General features: G+C 47.9%; 12 protein-coding genes. All 12 read right to left on the reverse strand.

What is annotated here, in order from left to right; genetic code table 11:
• The coding region (locus QM657_RS18970) for a GGGtGRT protein (protein WP_415068271.1) at positions 1-911 on the reverse strand (911 nt) is incomplete at its 3' end.
• A 74-nt stretch (positions 912-985) separates the two neighbouring features.
• On the reverse strand, positions 986-1,678 hold the full coding sequence (locus QM657_RS18975) for an iron-sulfur cluster assembly scaffold protein (protein WP_158374936.1): 693 nt from the start codon (positions 1,676-1,678) through the stop codon (positions 986-988).
• A 182-nt stretch (positions 1,679-1,860) separates the two neighbouring features.
• Entirely contained in the window at positions 1,861-3,102 is a 1,242-nt protein-coding gene (locus tag QM657_RS18980) for an NlpC/P60 family protein (RefSeq protein WP_415068272.1), read from the reverse strand.
• A gap of 58 nt (positions 3,103-3,160) precedes the next feature.
• Positions 3,161-4,531, reverse strand: coding sequence for an MATE family efflux transporter (locus QM657_RS18985; protein WP_415068273.1), 1,371 nt, complete (start codon positions 4,529-4,531; stop codon positions 3,161-3,163).
• 71 nt (positions 4,532-4,602) lie between these two features.
• On the reverse strand, positions 4,603-5,988 hold the full coding sequence (gene gltA / locus QM657_RS18990) for an NADPH-dependent glutamate synthase (RefSeq protein ID WP_415068274.1): 1,386 nt from the start codon (positions 5,986-5,988) through the stop codon (positions 4,603-4,605).
• Positions 5,988-6,878, reverse strand: a complete 891-nt coding sequence (locus QM657_RS18995) for a sulfide/dihydroorotate dehydrogenase-like FAD/NAD-binding protein (RefSeq protein WP_415068275.1) — start codon at positions 6,876-6,878, stop codon at positions 5,988-5,990. The genes gltA and QM657_RS18995 overlap by 1 nt, the downstream gene beginning before the upstream one ends.
• A gap of 141 nt (positions 6,879-7,019) precedes the next feature.
• Positions 7,020-7,517 carry a dihydrofolate reductase gene (locus QM657_RS19000; protein WP_415068276.1) on the reverse strand — a complete coding sequence of 166 codons (498 nt, stop codon included), beginning with the start codon at positions 7,515-7,517 and terminating at the stop codon, positions 7,020-7,022.
• Positions 7,517-8,140 carry a hypothetical protein gene (locus QM657_RS19005; RefSeq protein WP_415068277.1) on the reverse strand — a complete coding sequence of 208 codons (624 nt, stop codon included), beginning with the start codon at positions 8,138-8,140 and terminating at the stop codon, positions 7,517-7,519. Before QM657_RS19005 ends, QM657_RS19000 begins: the two co-directional genes overlap by 1 nt.
• 78 nt (positions 8,141-8,218) lie before the next feature.
• Positions 8,219-11,590 carry an ATP-binding protein gene (locus QM657_RS19010; protein WP_415068278.1) on the reverse strand — a complete coding sequence of 1,124 codons (3,372 nt, stop codon included), beginning with the start codon at positions 11,588-11,590 and terminating at the stop codon, positions 8,219-8,221.
• Complete coding sequence (locus QM657_RS19015) at positions 11,571-12,221, reverse strand: DUF4194 domain-containing protein (protein ID WP_415068279.1); 651 nt, start codon at positions 12,219-12,221, stop codon at positions 11,571-11,573. Before QM657_RS19015 ends, QM657_RS19010 begins: the two co-directional genes overlap by 20 nt.
• On the reverse strand, positions 12,218-13,579 hold the full coding sequence (locus tag QM657_RS19020) for a Wadjet anti-phage system protein JetA family protein (RefSeq protein WP_415068280.1): 1,362 nt from the start codon (positions 13,577-13,579) through the stop codon (positions 12,218-12,220). Before QM657_RS19020 ends, QM657_RS19015 begins: the two co-directional genes overlap by 4 nt.
• Before the next feature lie 105 nt (positions 13,580-13,684).
• The gene (ftsH, locus tag QM657_RS19025) at positions 13,685-15,679 is read right to left on the reverse strand and encodes an ATP-dependent zinc metalloprotease FtsH (protein WP_415068281.1); all 1,995 of its coding nucleotides are present in this window, start codon (positions 15,677-15,679) and stop codon (positions 13,685-13,687) included.
• Between the last annotated feature and the right edge of the window lie 104 nt (positions 15,680-15,783).

The following is a 15,783-nucleotide window of genomic DNA, read 5'->3' on the forward strand; positions in this document are numbered from 1 at the left end:
TCCACGTGAGCCGGAACAGAAGAAGAGCCTGCAAACTGGGCATCAGAGTGCATACGTCCCATGGTATCTGTCATACCGTAGGAAGCCGGGCCTGCTGCCATGTTGTCCGGGTGAAGGGTACGTCCTGTACCGCCGCCGGAAGCCACGGAAAAATACTTCTTTCCGTTTTCCATGCATTCTTTCTTATACGTTCCAGCTACCGGATGCTGGAATCTGGTTGGGTTGGTGGAGTTTCCTGTGATGGAAACGTCAACGCCTTCCTTAGCCATAATCGCAACGCCTTCTGTTACGTCATTTGCGCCGTAGCAGTTAACCTTTGCTCTTAAGCCCTGTGAGTAGGATTTTCTAAAAAGCTCTTTTACTTCGCCTGTATAATAATCCATCTCTGTTTCCACATATGTAAAGCCGTTGATTCTGGAAATGATCTGCGCTGCATCCTTTCCTAAACCGTTTAAGATAACTCTTAAAGGTTTCTGGCGAACCTTGTTTGCCTTCTCAGCAATACCGATTGCGCCCTCTGCCGCTGCAAAGGACTCATGTCCTGCCAAAAAGCAGAAGCACTCAGTACCTTCCTCCAGAAGCATCTTTCCAAGATTTCCATGTCCCAGACCTACCTTACGCTGGTCAGCAACAGAACCTGGAATACAGAAAGCCTGAAGGCCCTCGCCGATGGCTGCCGCTGCATCTGCCGCTTTTCTGCAATCTTTTTTGATCGCAATAGCAGCACCTACAATGTAAGCCCAGCAAGCATTTTCAAAGCAGATAGGCTGGATTTTCTTAACCTGCTCGTACACATCCAGACCTGCATCTTTTGTAATCTTTTCAGCTTCTTCGATAGAAGCAATTCCATAGCTATTTAATACAGAATTGATTTTGTCAATTCTTCTCTCATATGATTCAAATAATGCCATTATCTTGTCCTCCTTATTATTGGCCAAATGTCTTCACTTTGAGAACCGGATTTGAGCAAACACTTCTCACCCGATTATTCATGTCTTGGGTCAATGATCTTAGCAGCTTCCGCAACGCGGCCGTACTGCCCTTTCGCCTTTTCCCAAGCTGTATTCGGGTCATCGCCCTTCTTAATGAAGTCAGTCATCTTGCCAAGGCTTACGAACTGATAGCCGATGATCTGGCCTTCTTCATCCAATGCGATTCCGGTTACATAACCTTCAGCCATCTCTAAGTAACGAGGACCTTTCTTTAAGGTTCCATACATGGTACCAACCTGTGAACGAAGTCCTTTTCCCAAGTCTTCCAGTCCCGCACCGACAGGAAGTCCGTCTTCAGAAAATGCACTCTGGGTTCTGCCGTATGCGATCTGTAAAAATAATTCTCTCATAGCCGTATTGATGGCGTCGCATACAAGGTCTGTATTAAGCGCCTCTAAAACAGTCAGGCCTGGGAGAATCTCTGATGCCATAGCAGCAGAATGAGTCATACCTGAACATCCGATTGTCTCTACCAGCGCCTCCTGAATAATTCCTTCTTTTACGTTCAGGGTCAGCTTACATGCGCCCTGCTGGGGAGCACACCAGCCAACACCGTGTGTTAAACCGGAGATATCTTTAACTTCTCTTGATTTTACCCATTTTGCTTCTTCCGGGATTGGAGCTGCGCCGTGATGAACGCCCTGTGCCACTACGCACATCTCTTCTACTTCCTGTGAATAAATCATGTTAAAACTCCTTTCAAATAAGTAATAATTGTGAAAAGTATTTTGTTAAATATATCACATCATACCTTTTCATATTTTCTCATATTATACCAGATTCCGCAAGTCTTTTTTCTCCCCTCCCGGCTGCCCTCAAATCAAAAAAGAAAGCAGGAAATCACCTGCTTTCTGTATTTTAACACATTTTATACAATTCTTCTGACTGAAAGGATGGTGCGGTACGTGGCCGTTCCCACCTTGATTCCCGTTGCCGGAGTGCTGGCGTGGACGATCTGGCCGTTGCCGATATAGATTCCCACGTGGCCTGCATAGCAGATGATGTCTCCCGGCTCTGCCTCGGAATAAGAAACCTCCCGGCCTGCGGAACGCTGTTCTGTAGAGTTTCTGGGTATGGAATAGCCAAAGTTCCGGTAAACTGACTGGATGAATCCGGAGCAGTCCGCTCCTTTGGTCAGGCTTGTCCCGCCGAATACGTAGGGATTTCCCACGAACTGAAGTCCGTAGTCTGCAATTGCCCTGCCTGTTGCCGATCCTCCGGTGCTCTTTGCGGCAGTGGGCCCGGTGTATGTATTATTGGCAGAAGTAGACCGTTTGGAAGGAGAAGACGCTTTCTTTCTGGCCTCTTCCTCGGCTTTTTTCCGCGCCTCTTCAGCAGCCTTTCTTCTGGCTTCCTCTTCCTTGGACTTGCGGATTTCTTCGTTCTTTTTTGCCACTGTCTGAGCATAAACGGTTGCATCCTGCTTGGCCTTTGCAAGCTGGCTGTCGAAATTGGCGACTTCCTTTTTCTTTGTGGCGATCAGGTTTTCAAGCTTTCCCTGCTGGTCTTTATACTCCAGCTCCATGACTTCCATCTCAGCCTTGTCCTCTTCCAAATCAGACTTGTAGGCAGCCACCTTCTGCTTTGTCTCCTGAAACGCGATCAGCATCTTCCGGTCGTAGGAATAGATTCCTTCCACATACTCGGCTTTGTTTAAAAGATCAGACATGTCCTTTACGTGAAGGAAAATATCCAGATATTCCGTATCTCCCTTTTCGTACATGTACTGGATTCTCTTTTTCATGGAAGAATACTGCTTTTCTTCTTCTTTCTTAGCGGCCTCATAATCAATTTCAGCCTGCTTGATATCCGCTTCCTTGCTGGCCATATCGGCCTCCAGAACTTTCATATCTGATAACAGAGCGGTCAAATCGGAAGACAGCTTGGACACCTGATTCTGGGCAGCGCTCTTTCCGCTTTCTGCTGCTTTGGCCTTTTGGTTGGCCTCATTCAGTTTTTTCTGCGCTTCCTGTTTCTCTTTTTCCGCTTTTGCCGTCGCCCAGGCAGGTACGGATTGGCCGCAGACCATGGCACCTATAAGCAGACCGCACACCAGCCTTTTTAAGGCCGCAGCATTTTTTTCATAGATTATCTGTACTTTTCGTTTCATCGTCTGTTCCTTTTAGAGTATTTTCTACCTTATATGTTACTTAAAACAGAGGTAAAATTCAAGTCTTATTTATAAATTTTAGATTTTTTTTAGAAAGGCCCTTTGCCACCCAGAGAAAACAGAGGAAAAATAAAATCCCTTTCATGATGCTGGAAATGGTAAAAGCCCACCAGATTCCATCGAGTCCAAGGCTTGTATTGCTCAATACCACGGCAAGGGGAATTCTGGCAGAAGTGAATATGATGCTGATAACCGAACAGAGCAGCGTTCTTCCCAGACCGGAAAGGGCTCCTACAGTGGTCAGCTCCACACACATAAACATCTGGCAAAAGCCCAGGATCACCAGGTAATCAATTCCCAGGCCAATCACATCGGCCTCATGGATGAAAAGGCCGAATATGGGCCCTGGAAATATCACCAGCAGGGCTGTACAGATCAGTCCCCATAAGAGCATGACGCCTGAAGCGGTAAAATATCCCTTCTTCACCCGTTCATACTGCCCTGCCCCGAAATTCTGGCCGATAAAGGAGTTAATGGCAGCCCCAAATCCTTCGGCAGCCATCCAGGAAATGGATTCAATCTGGCTTCCCACCCTCTGCACTGCCACGGCTGTATCTCCGAATCCGGCCACAAATCGGGTCAGAACCATGGAAATGCTGGTATAGATCATGTTCTGTACGGAAGCGGGAAACCCGATTCGGATGATGGCTTTCGTGTGCTCCGGAGAAACCCGGTGGAATATTTTTACCTTATGAAAGAGCAGCCTGTCTTTTTTCATGGATAAAAAGAACACCACCGTTACAACAGCCTGGGCCATGACCGTGGCAGCCGCTGCTCCCAGCACTCCCGTCCCCTTTACAGGACCAAAACCGAAGATCAGAAGAGGGTCTAAAACGATATTCAAAACCAGCCCTGTTAAATTAGCCAGCAGGGGAGTTTTGCTGTCTCCCATGGCCGTCATGATTCCGGTGATGACGGAATTTAAAAAGGGGAAAATACTCAGGCCGCAGGTGACGATCAGATAAATTTCCCCATCCCGGACCGTGGCCTCATCACTCAATCCGAAAAATCCAATGAGGGGCTTAGCTCCCAGCACAGTAATTGCTCCGTAAATCAGTGCAAATAAAATCCCCATCTGAATGGAGGCAGAGGCGTATTCCGCCGCCTCATCTGTCTTCTGACTTCCCAAAGCGTGGGCTACTTTCACCTGCCCGCCCATCTTTGCCAGGGCGACGACTCCCTGGGAGAACCAGACGTACATGCCGCCTGCCCCAACCGCCGTCACTGCCTGAGAGCCGACTAATCCAATCCAGGCCATATCCGTTAAGTTGTAGGCCATCTGGATCATGGCCGTTACCATAATGGGAAAGGCCAGACTGGTCAGAGAGGTAAAAATACGCCCTTTTAATAAATCAACATTTCTGCTCATACGTAAATACTCCGTTTAAAAAGGCCGCCGGATGACCGGCAGCCCTGTCTTTATATCATTATGAAAACAAATTATTTCTTTGAAAGGTATTCGTGAATTCCTCTTGCGCCTGCACGTCCGGCTTCCATAGCCAGAATAACCGTTGCAGCTCCAGTCACAGCATCGCCTCCGGCAAATACGCCTTCACGGCTTGTCTGTCCATTGGACTCATCAGCAATGATACATCTGCGCTTGTTGATATCCAGACCTTTGGTGGTGTTGGAAATCAGCGGGTTGGGGGAGGTTCCAAGAGACATGATAACGGTATCCACGTCAATGACAAACTCAGAGTCCTCTACCTCAACAGGTCTTCTTCTTCCGGAAGCATCCGGCTCTCCAAGCTCCATCTTCACGCACTTCATTCCGTTTACCCAGCCCTTTTCATCGGTGAGAATCTCCACCGGGTTGGTCAGCAGATTGAAGATGATTCCCTCTTCCTTTGCGTGGTGAACTTCTTCCACTCTGGCAGGAAGCTCTGCCTCACTTCTTCTGTATACGACATGAACAGTTGCTCCAAGACGGAGAGCGGTTCTGGCCGCATCCATGGCAACGTTTCCGCCGCCTACGACAGCAACCTTATTTCCTGCTGCGATCGGTGTATCGTAATCGGAACGGAATGCCTTCATCAAGTTGCTTCTGGTTAAATATTCGTTGGCAGAGAATACGCCGTTGGCGTTTTCGCCTGGGATTCCCATGAACATGGGAAGACCTGCTCCTGAGCCGATGAATACGGCCAGAAAGCCTTCTTCTTCGAAAAGCTCGTCAATGGTCACGGATTTGCCTATAATAACGTTTGTCTCAATCTTAACGCCAAGCTTTCTTACGTTGTCGATTTCTGTCTTAACCACAGTTTCCTTTGGAAGACGGAATTCCGGAATTCCATAGGTCAATACACCGCCGGGCTCGTGAAGGGCTTCAAATATGGTGACTTCATAGCCCATCTTAGCCAAGTCTCCGGCACATGTCAAACCTGCAGGACCGGAACCGATCACTGCAACCTTCTTGCCGTTGGTCTTTTCCGGAGCAGCAGGCACAAAGCCGTGCTCTCTGGACCAGTCTGCTACAAAACGCTCCAGCTTTCCGATGGAAACAGGCTCGCCTTTGATTCCTCTGATGCACACGCCTTCACACTGGCTCTCCTGAGGACACACACGTCCGCAGACAGCCGGAAGGGCTGAGGACTCCGCAATGATCTTTGCAGCCTCTTCGTGATTTCCTTCTACAACCTGTTTGATAAAACCGGGGATGTTGATGGATACGGGGCAGCCTACCACGCATTTCGGGTTTTTACACTGAATGCAGCGGGTTCCCTCTTCCATCGCTTCTTCTTCACTATATCCAAGACAAACCTCTTCGAAGTTTGTTGCTCTCACCTTTGGGTCCTGCTCCTTTACGGGAACTTTCTTTAAAACATCCATTACTCGTCACCTCCGCACTGTCCGCATCCGCCATGATGTGTGTCGCCTTCAATCACTTTTAAGACCTTACGTCCTTCTTCTGATTTATACATCATCTGGCGCTTCATCGCTTCGTCAAAATTAACCAGGTGGCCGTCAAACTCAGGTCCGTCTACACAGGCAAACTTCACTTCTCCGCCAACGGTAACACGACAGGCACCGCACATGCCTGTTCCGTCTACCATAACCGGGTTTAAGCTGACAATGGTAGGAAGGTTCAATTCCTTTGTTAAAAGACAGACAAATTTCATCATGATCATGGGTCCGATGGCTACGCACACATCGTACTTTTTGCCCTGATTCTGAACCAGGTCCTTGATCACCTCTGTAACCATTCCCTTTCTTTCATAGGAACCGTCATCAGTGGTCACATATAAATTTCCGGCCTGCGCTCTCATGGCATCCTCCAGGATCAGTAAATCCTTGGTTTTGGAGCCTACGATTACATCGACATCAATGCCGTGTTCTTTCATCCATTTTACCTGAGGATAAACAGGAGCTGTTCCCACGCCTCCGGCAACGAATAAAAATTTCTTTTTCTTTAATTCCTCTATGTCTTCATGAATGAATTCAGATGCATTGCCCAGAGGGCCAACCACATCTGCAAAGCCGTCACCTGTTGTCAATGATGCCATTTTCTCCGTACTGGAGCCCACTGTCTGGAATACGATGGTGATGCTTCCCTTCTGACGGTCATAGTCACAGATGGTCAGGGGAATTCTCTCTCCTCTCTCATCCATTTTAACAATGATAAATTCGCCAGGCTGGCAGGACTTGGCAATCCGAGGCGCTTCCACATCCATCAGATAGATCTTGTCAGCTAACAGTTCTGCTTTTAAAATCTTATACATCTTTATCCTCCTAATATCTTCATGAATATATCTGTTTACATTTCCCGACAGCCTTATGGGGCAATCGGGCAAAATAGCACTCTTATCATCTTACCATTTTTCATGGTAACTGACAATATTTATTGCAAAATATTCTTAAATTTACAGCTCTTCCTTCCTCCGGTACATACGGAAGGTGTAGCACAGATCAAAATACGTCTGTTCGTCGCTCTCTGCCGCCATTTCCCAGGAAGGGTCCTGATCTAAATTGGGAAAATAGGTGTCGGCGCTGTAAGTATAATCAATATAGGTCACATGGGCTGTATCGCAGCAGGGCAGAAATGCTTCGTAAAGGCTTTGTCCTCCTATAATGAAGCAGTCTTCACTCCTGTACTTTTGAAGCTCCTTTAAAACCTCCGAAACGCTGTGGCAGATCAGAGCACCCTTCACCTTATAATCGGGATTTCTGGTCAGCACAATGTTGGTTCTTCCGTACAGAGGCTGTTTTCCGGGAAGGCTCTCCAAAGTCTTTCGTCCCATGACGATCACCTTTCCAAGGGTTTCCTCCCGAAACAGCTTTTTATCCTCCGGAATGGAGACCAGAAGCTGGCCCTGTTTGCCGATGGACCAGTTTTTATCCACAGCAACAATGATATTCATCACTCTTCCTCCCCAAGAATCAGCTCTTTTGCATAGGGAAGTGTTTCCACCCATTGACAGAAGGTGTGCCATTCCGCCAGCTTATGGCTGCGCCTTGCAAAATACATGTTGATCACATTTTCGTAGTTTAAGGTGCATGTCCTCATCTGGTTATAGCTGGAGGGAAGAAGCTGGATCAAATCATACCACTCTTTTTTATCCTTTGTCTCCAGGTAACGGAGGCGGATTTTCTCAAGCTCTGAAACAACGGTTTTCATAAATGACAGAGTCTCTTCCGTCATGTGGTCGTGGCTGAAATCCTCCAGTTCAAAGGGTTTGCTGTGAATCTTATGCATGGTGCTGGTGGAGTTTGCGGTGGTGCCCACTTTGTAGGTGTCGTACTCCTTCCACCAGTAAAGGGGGGCCGTAATGTCCACGGACACGAAAATCTGGCGGATGTATTTGCGGTGGTCGCTTCCCGCCTTTCTGAGCCGTTTCGCAAGGCCCAGATCATTGGGACCTAAGATGTAATCCCCTTCTTCATCGTAGCTGCTGTCCATCTTGTTCCAGCTATTCATGGGATTTCTCGCACCCCGGATGGCATTTTCTATGTTCATGACGCTGGTTCTTTCACATTTTAACATGGTATTACCTCCCTGTTCACGGTCCTTTTAATTCTGCTTGTTCTATTATAAGGGAAAACCTCCGGTTCGTCCATTCCTTTATTCTTCCAGTTCAATCTCATCTAACTCCCTCATCAGCTCCGGAAAACTGTCCCGTTCAAACTCCTGAATGGATATGGATTTTTTATTGGGATTGGCAAAGACAAAGGTCTTGTCCACATTTTCCACGTAGTTTTGAATCTTGTCATTGGTGGCGCTGATAATGGCCTGAAAGCCCAGTCCACGGATCAGTTCGATACAGCTTGCCACCTTTTCCCCGTCCATCTTGGAAAATGCCTCGTCAAGAACCACCAGACGCAGCGTAGGATTTCTCTGTATTTTAGGGGATAAGCTGATGCGGTAAGCCTGGGCAAAGCTGGCCAGCAGGGCCACATAAAGGGGGTTCTGCCCCTCTCCTCCGGAGTTTTTCTTGATCATCCTGCTTAAGCGGATTTTAATGACCTCGTCATCGTTTTGGATGATCTGCTGCATGTCAAAGGATAAATAGGTCCGGTAATCCGCATACTTATCCATGTTCCTTTTGGCTTCCTCCATCTGCTCCGGCGTGGCATTGTCCGGGGGGATGAAAATGTTGATCAGCTCGTTGATCATTTCCCCATACTGGTTTTCGTGCTCCATGGTGAACAAGTTCATCTGGTTATCCAGGGCATCGCTTAAATAGGCGGGGTTTACCTCCAGGGAATCATCCATGAACATGTCGTAATACCTTCCGTCAGGCCCCTTGTTCTTTCCAATGACAAACTGGTATTTATCCTTTCCAAAGTCCAGCCTGCTGATGATCTTATTCAGCTCATCCTTTCTCAAAAGGGCGTCTCTTATGGCGCTTCGGATTTTGAACATGAAATCATCCTTAAAATGAAGGACAGCAGACTTGGCCTGCTCGGAAGCCATCTTCTTATATTCTTCCAGGCTGCCGCACTCCATGAGTTCAAGAAGGCGATCATACTCCCCGTTATCCCTGGCTGTCAGAGAAAAGTTCCTGTTCGGGTACTTTCTGGCATAGTCGCCTCTGGCGGCAACGAGAATCTGGTAAGCCTGGTCACAGGCCTCTTCCGCTTTTTGGCACTGTCCGAAAAATTCATTTTTAAGCTGGTCATACCGGCTGTTTTCCCTGCCCTCCAGAAATTCACTTACCTGCTGCTCCAGATCTTCATGAAACTCAAATTCCCGTTCCTTTAAAACCAGCTCTTCCTGAAGCCGCAGAGAATCTTTATGGAATCCTTCAATCCTGCCGTTAACGCCGTAAATCAGCTTATCTACGGCTCTCTGCTCTTCCCTCTTTCCTTCGCAGAGCGTTAATATGGCTTCTCTTTCCCTGACCCAGCCTTCCACATCCTGGGCTTTCAGCTTTTCCAGCTTCTGTTCCAGGCGGCGGATTTCTTTTTCCTTTTCCTTAAGGGCTGCCATATCCTGCTGCCACTCTACGTAAATCCCGGTCTCTTCACTCAATGATTCTAAAGATAAAATCCGCTGGCATTCCTTTAAAACCTGCTCCTGGGGCTTTTTCTCCTCTTCCAGAGAGGCCAGATTCTTTTCCAGAAGACGGATTCTTCTTCTGACGCTGTCCTTTCCGATATAGGCAAATCTGGTATAATTGTCAGGGTTCATATGCTGTAAGCGGAAGGTGTGGTACAGCATGCAGTCCGATGTCACACCGATACGGCATGAACGCAGTTCTTCTAAGCTGCTGCATTTGACCACCTTTCCTAAAAGCAGGTCTATATAAGGCTGTAAGTATGACTCTCTCACCTTCACTTCCCCGGCAAGGCTGTTTTTCACCACTTCATAGGAATTCTGTCCCACCTTTTCCGTGTCCAGAACAGCCGTGTTAAAATATTCCGTTTTATCCAGCTCACCATAGATATCCATGGCTGCCTGGGCATAAGCAGGGGCCACGATCAGGGACAGCTTGTTGTTTCCCAGATAACCCTCTACCGCATTTCTCCAGGTTTCATCCCTGATATCGAGAAGGTCTGCGAGGACGTGGACCTCCACCGCTTTGCCGGTTTCCTCCAAAAGCCGCTGCTGGATGAAGGACCTGGCCCGTTCTATGTATTTGGGATAGGCTTTGTTTCCGGCTTTTAACTGAGTCAGTTCTTCGCCGGTCTGGCGCTCCTTTTTTTTGATATCCCGGAGAACGCCTTCCGCCTCTTTCCGAGTTTCTTCCGTTTCTTTCACCATTTCAGCGATGGATTTTTTCAGGCGGTTTAACTTGTCCTCATCAATGGTATTTTTTTCAAATTCCTCTATGTCCCAGATGGTCTGGTTGGAGGTTGTCTCCTCATCGATCCACGCCTTTAAGCCCTCTGCCGTCTGATCCCATCTGGCGCAGCTTTTACCCAGATGGACAGACAGCTCCCTTGCAGAATCCACCTGGTTTTTCAAATCCTCATAGCCTGTGGAGGAAATCCGGGAAAGCAGTTCATTGCCCTGTACGGTCAAATCTTCGATCTGGCCTTCCAGCCCTGTCTTTTGCTTTTCCAGACGGATTAAATCCTCTCTGGCAAGGCCGGCTTTATCTGCCAGGGCCTGAATCCTGGCCTGATAGTCCAGAACTTCCATTTTGCCGAAAAAGTATGTATTCCTTCGTATTTCTTCCTGCTTTTCCTGAACAGACAAGAACTTCTCCCGGATTCCTTTTAAGTAACCGATTTCTATGCCTGTGTCTTCGATCTTCTTTCGCATCCGCCCGTACTGCATGACGCTTTCCTGCATGTCTTCGATGTGAATGTCCTGCTCCATGCAGATGTATTCCTTTACAAAGTCCTCCAGCCTGATGTTCATGCGAAAGGGAATGGCCCGCTTAAAGAGAAGGGGAAATTTCTCTGAATCCAGGCCGCCTAAGTATACATCGTACAACTGTCTGCGAAACCGCTCATTGTGGGAAGTGGTGAAATAATCGTCTTTCTCATACACGGTCTGCAAATAAGCCGACACCTCTTCAATGGTCATGGCCCTGGAACCGGTCCGGTAGCCGTTTTCCCACAAGGGGCCTTTATGCCAGAAGAATTTTCTGGATATCTCGTTGGTGGCTGTTTCCACATCAAAGGCGATTCCGATGCACTGGAACTCTCCTGTAACCGTCCGCTTCAGCTCCAGCACAATGGTAGCGGAAAAGTTCTGATTCCTCAAATACGCGAACTCATTGTTCTCCCCGATGTTTACCATTCCCCGCAGATATTCAATGAGGTTCCGGTCCGAATCATCGGCTGCCGCCTTATTAAAAAATCCCCGGCCATCGGTATTGGCGTAAAGGAGAATCTGCATGGCATCAATGACCGTGGACTTTCCGCTGCCGGAATGGCCTGTAAAGAAGTTGATTTCCTGGTTAAAGGACAAAGTCTTCCGGTTGATATAATGCCAGTTATTTAAAAGTATCCGGGACAGGGCCTCAAAGTTCTGGTTCGTCATCGCTGTTGTCTCCTTCTCCAAATGATTCCAGCAAAGCCCGCACGTCATCCCCCAACAGCACTACATTGATGCAGGGATAAATGATCATGCGGCTTTCCGGGTCCAAGTCCTCTAAGATGTCGAGAGGCTCCAGAACCTGATATTTTTTTAACAGGGCCAGGGCCCTGCGGATTTCGGTAGCGCTTGGCTGTTTCTGAAACAGGCGGTAGCTTCCCAGCTTTTCATGGATTTCGCTCAAAGTGGTATAAACGTTGACGCTGGAAGACACGGCTGCCATCTGCTCATCGTAAATCAGCTTTAAGACCAGAAGGTAAAGGGTCGCCAGCTTTGGCAGTTTCTCTCCTACCGTGTCTTCCCCCTGAATATAAATCAGCCCTAACTGGCTGTTTTCTAAAACCGACACGCCGGCAACAGACAAATAGGCTCTGATAAACTCCAGATGCTTATTGCAGATTTTAAATTCCTGGTTATAGGTAAACCGCTTGGAGCGTTTATCGTATTTGTACTCCAGCACAAAGGTCTGGCGAAACAGCAGCTTTAAGCTTTCCCTTACCTCTTCTTTTTCCCCTTCCTCCAAAGCGTCAAAATATGGAATCCGGTCCGTCAAACCGGCACGTTCTTCATAGGTCATGATTCCTTCCTCCTCGCAAATACCAGTTTGGGATAGCGGTATCTGCCGTTGTCAATCTGCTCTGTCTCCTGATCTTCCACCTGATACAGGCTCTTTCTCCTGGTGGAGTAATCGTAAGCCAGAATCAGCTTTTCAAACTCCTCAGGAGAACGGACTGTCTCCTCCTTCACCTCCATGCGGCCATGCTCCAGGCGGGCCTCAATGAAGTCTTCGATTTCCTTTCGGCTGTAACGGCTCTTTAACCGGTTTAAATTCAGCACCTCTTCCATGGTCAGTTCCGGAGTCTCTTCTTCTGCCATTAAGTTTTCCTTAAAGCCTGCCCTCGGTTTTCTCCTCTTATAGAGAGAGTTTTCAGAAAGAAGGGATATCTGGGATAAATTCATACGGTTTCCCGTTTCCTTTATGGCCGTCTCCTGATCCTCTGTGTCAGACAGATGATTTAACAGCCTGATGACCAGACCCTTCATGTTGTCCTCCTGATTTAACAGGTAATTAAGCCTTGTAACCGTAGCCCGGATATACCGGGAATGTTCTTTGTCCATATTGGCAATCCGGTGTTCCATATCGTCAAAGCCCCGTTCAATCTGATCCAGCTTTTCCCCGATATCCGCTGCCGTCACCTTCTGGCTGCTGCGGCGGCTCATCTGTTCCATCCACTCTCCGTCTTCTCTCATGGCGCCGATCCACCGCTTGATGTCGTTTTTATAGAGATAAAAGTTGTCGGAGGTCTTTAAAATGTGGTATTTCTTTTTTACGATTTCCTCCACATATCCCTCTAAATGGTCTTTTAACAGCTCTCCGTACGCCTTCTTCGACAAAAGGCTGGCAAAGAATTTGTCCATGTTGTGAAGCATGTCCTGTAAAGTCTTATTGAGCCGTTTCGTATTGACACAAGCCGTGTTTAACAGGCTCACGCTTGCCCTTGGGTCGTGTTTTAAGGAAAACAGGATGGCGTAGACGTTTTGAATGTAAATCTGGGTCTCATCCTCTTCGTCACTGGTGAGCTTGAAAAATGCCTCAATCAAAACAGCGGCGTAATCAGGGATTACGATATTGACCGTCATGGAGGCATAATCATCCACCTTTCTGAGCCAGCCTGCCCTTAAAAGCCAGTTTAAGACTCTGGCTGCTGTGGGAAGAAGAGCGTCCGCCTCATCCTCAAGCTCATCCTGCCAGATGACCAGTTGTTTCTGGATGAAGTACTCTTCCAGAACCTGAAGACAGACTTCCCGGCTTAAAAAGTAATTGCTGTATTCATACTCTTCATTGATTTTTAACAGAGCTTCTATGTAAGTGGACCGGTTAATGGAACGGAACAGTCCCCAGAAACGGTCCGGTATTTCATTCATCAGTATCATTGGTTCGCCCTTATCTCCTGTTTTTTTGCGCCTTCGGGAAATCAGATGGATTTCGGAAAGAAAGCCGCCGCATGAATCACCATGCAGCGGCGGTTATAAATCCCTTTAATTCTCTCCAGTTTCCGTCTCCAGTGACGGTTCCTCCAAAGTCTGTTCTGTCTGTTCTGCCTTTTCCTCTACGGTCCAGTCAGACAGGCCGTCATCCTTTGCTTTTCCCTCAGTCTCGGAGTCCTTCCCCTTTTCCTCAGGCTCCGGAATTCCCTTTGCCTCCCGGAAAATTTTCATGAATTCCTTGCCTGTAATGGTTTCTCTCTCGATGAGGAATTCTGCGATCTTATCCATGACATCGCGGTTTTCGATGAGCAGGCTCTTGGCTTCTTCGTAAGCCTCCTTCAGCATTCTCATCACTTCTTCATCCACCTGGGCAGCCGTGGCTTCTCCGCAGTTCATAACAGCTCTTCCGCTTAAATACTGGTCTTCTCTGGTAGCCAGACCCATGAGGCCGAATTTTTCCGACATGCCGTACTGGGTGATCATGGCGCGGGCGACCTTGGTAGCCTGCTCTATATCATTGGAAGCGCCGGTCGTGACGCTGTCAAATACGATTTCTTCTGCCGCGCGTCCGGCTAAGTAGCCTACCAGCATGGCATGAAGTTCTTTTTTGGAGTTTAAGAATTTTTCTTCCTCAGGCACGTGCATGACATAACCCAAGGCTCCCATGGTTCTTGGCACAATGGTGATCTTCTGCACCGGCTCGGAGTCCTTTTGAAGGGCGCTGACTAAGGCATGGCCCACCTCGTGATAGGAAACGATGCGGCGTTCTTCTTTATTGAGAACCCGGTCCTTTTTCTCCTTGCCCACTAAGACCACTTCCACAGCCTCAAACAAATCCTTCTGGGATACTGCCTGACGGCCATGCTTGACAGCCAGAATGGCTGCTTCGTTAATCATATTAGCCAGATCAGAACCAACGGCTCCCGATGTGGCAAGGGCGATGGCATCTAAATCAACGGTTTCATCTAAAAGCACATCTTTTGCATGAACCTTTAAAATGTCCACACGTCCCTTTAAATCCGGCTTATCCACAATAATTCTCCGGTCGAAACGGCCGGGACGAAGAAGAGCCGGGTCCAGGATTTCCGGACGGTTTGTAGCTGCCAGAACTAAAAGGCCTTTGGAGGAGTCAAATCCATCCATTTCAGAAAGAAGCTGGTTTAAGGTCTGCTCCCTCTCGTCATTTCCTCCGCCGAATCTGGAATCACGGCTTTTTCCGATGGCATCCACCTCGTCGATAAAGATGATACAGGGTGCGGATTCCTGGGCCTGCTTAAATAAATCACGGACACGGGAAGCTCCCACGCCCACGAACATTTCCACAAAGTCAGAACCGGACAGGGAATAAAACGGCACGTGTGCTTCACCGGCTACGGCTTTGGCAAGAAGGGTCTTTCCTGTTCCGGGAGGTCCTACAAGGAGGGCTCCCTTTGGAAGCTTTGCGCCGATCTTCGTGTATTTTCCCGGATTGTGAAGGAAATCCACGATTTCCGTTAAGGATTCCTTGGCCTCATCCTCTCCGGCCACGTCCTTAAATGCGACTCCTGTTTCCTTTTGCACATAGACCTTGGCATTGCTCTTGCCCACGCCCATGAAGCCTCCGCCTCCGCCCATGCGGCGCATGATGAAGTTTAAGAGGAATCCCATGGCTACAAATAAAAACACATAGCTGATTGCCGTCTGAATCAGGAAATTGCTCTCCCGGCGGACACGGACTGTCTTCACCTCAGCCGACCTTAAACGCTCTGCCAGATCTAAATCATTTTCCATCCTTACGGTGTAATAGGTGACTCTGGGTTTATATTCCTCCCAGGTGGTCTTTGGCTTAATGGTGATCTTTGAATCTCCCACTTCCACTGACTCCACCAGTCCCTGATCTGCCATATTCATAAAAGTGTCATAGCTCACTTCCTCATTCTGCCTTGTGCTCACCAAATCGTGAAGATAGGACAGCACCATGGCTACAATAAGAAATGCGGCAACCCATGCAGCAATTGCCTGAGCATTTTTCGGCATCTTATTATTATTTTGATTCTTGTTATCCATCTGTGTGAATTCTCCAATCCGGATATGTTATACCCATTTACGTATCTCTACCATTATAGAGTCAGTCTCCCCATAAATCAAGAAAAGAATTATTAAATCCTTAT

Source organism: Lacrimispora sp. (genome assembly GCF_047605665.1).
Lineage (GTDB): Bacteria > Bacillota > Clostridia > Lachnospirales > Lachnospiraceae > Lacrimispora.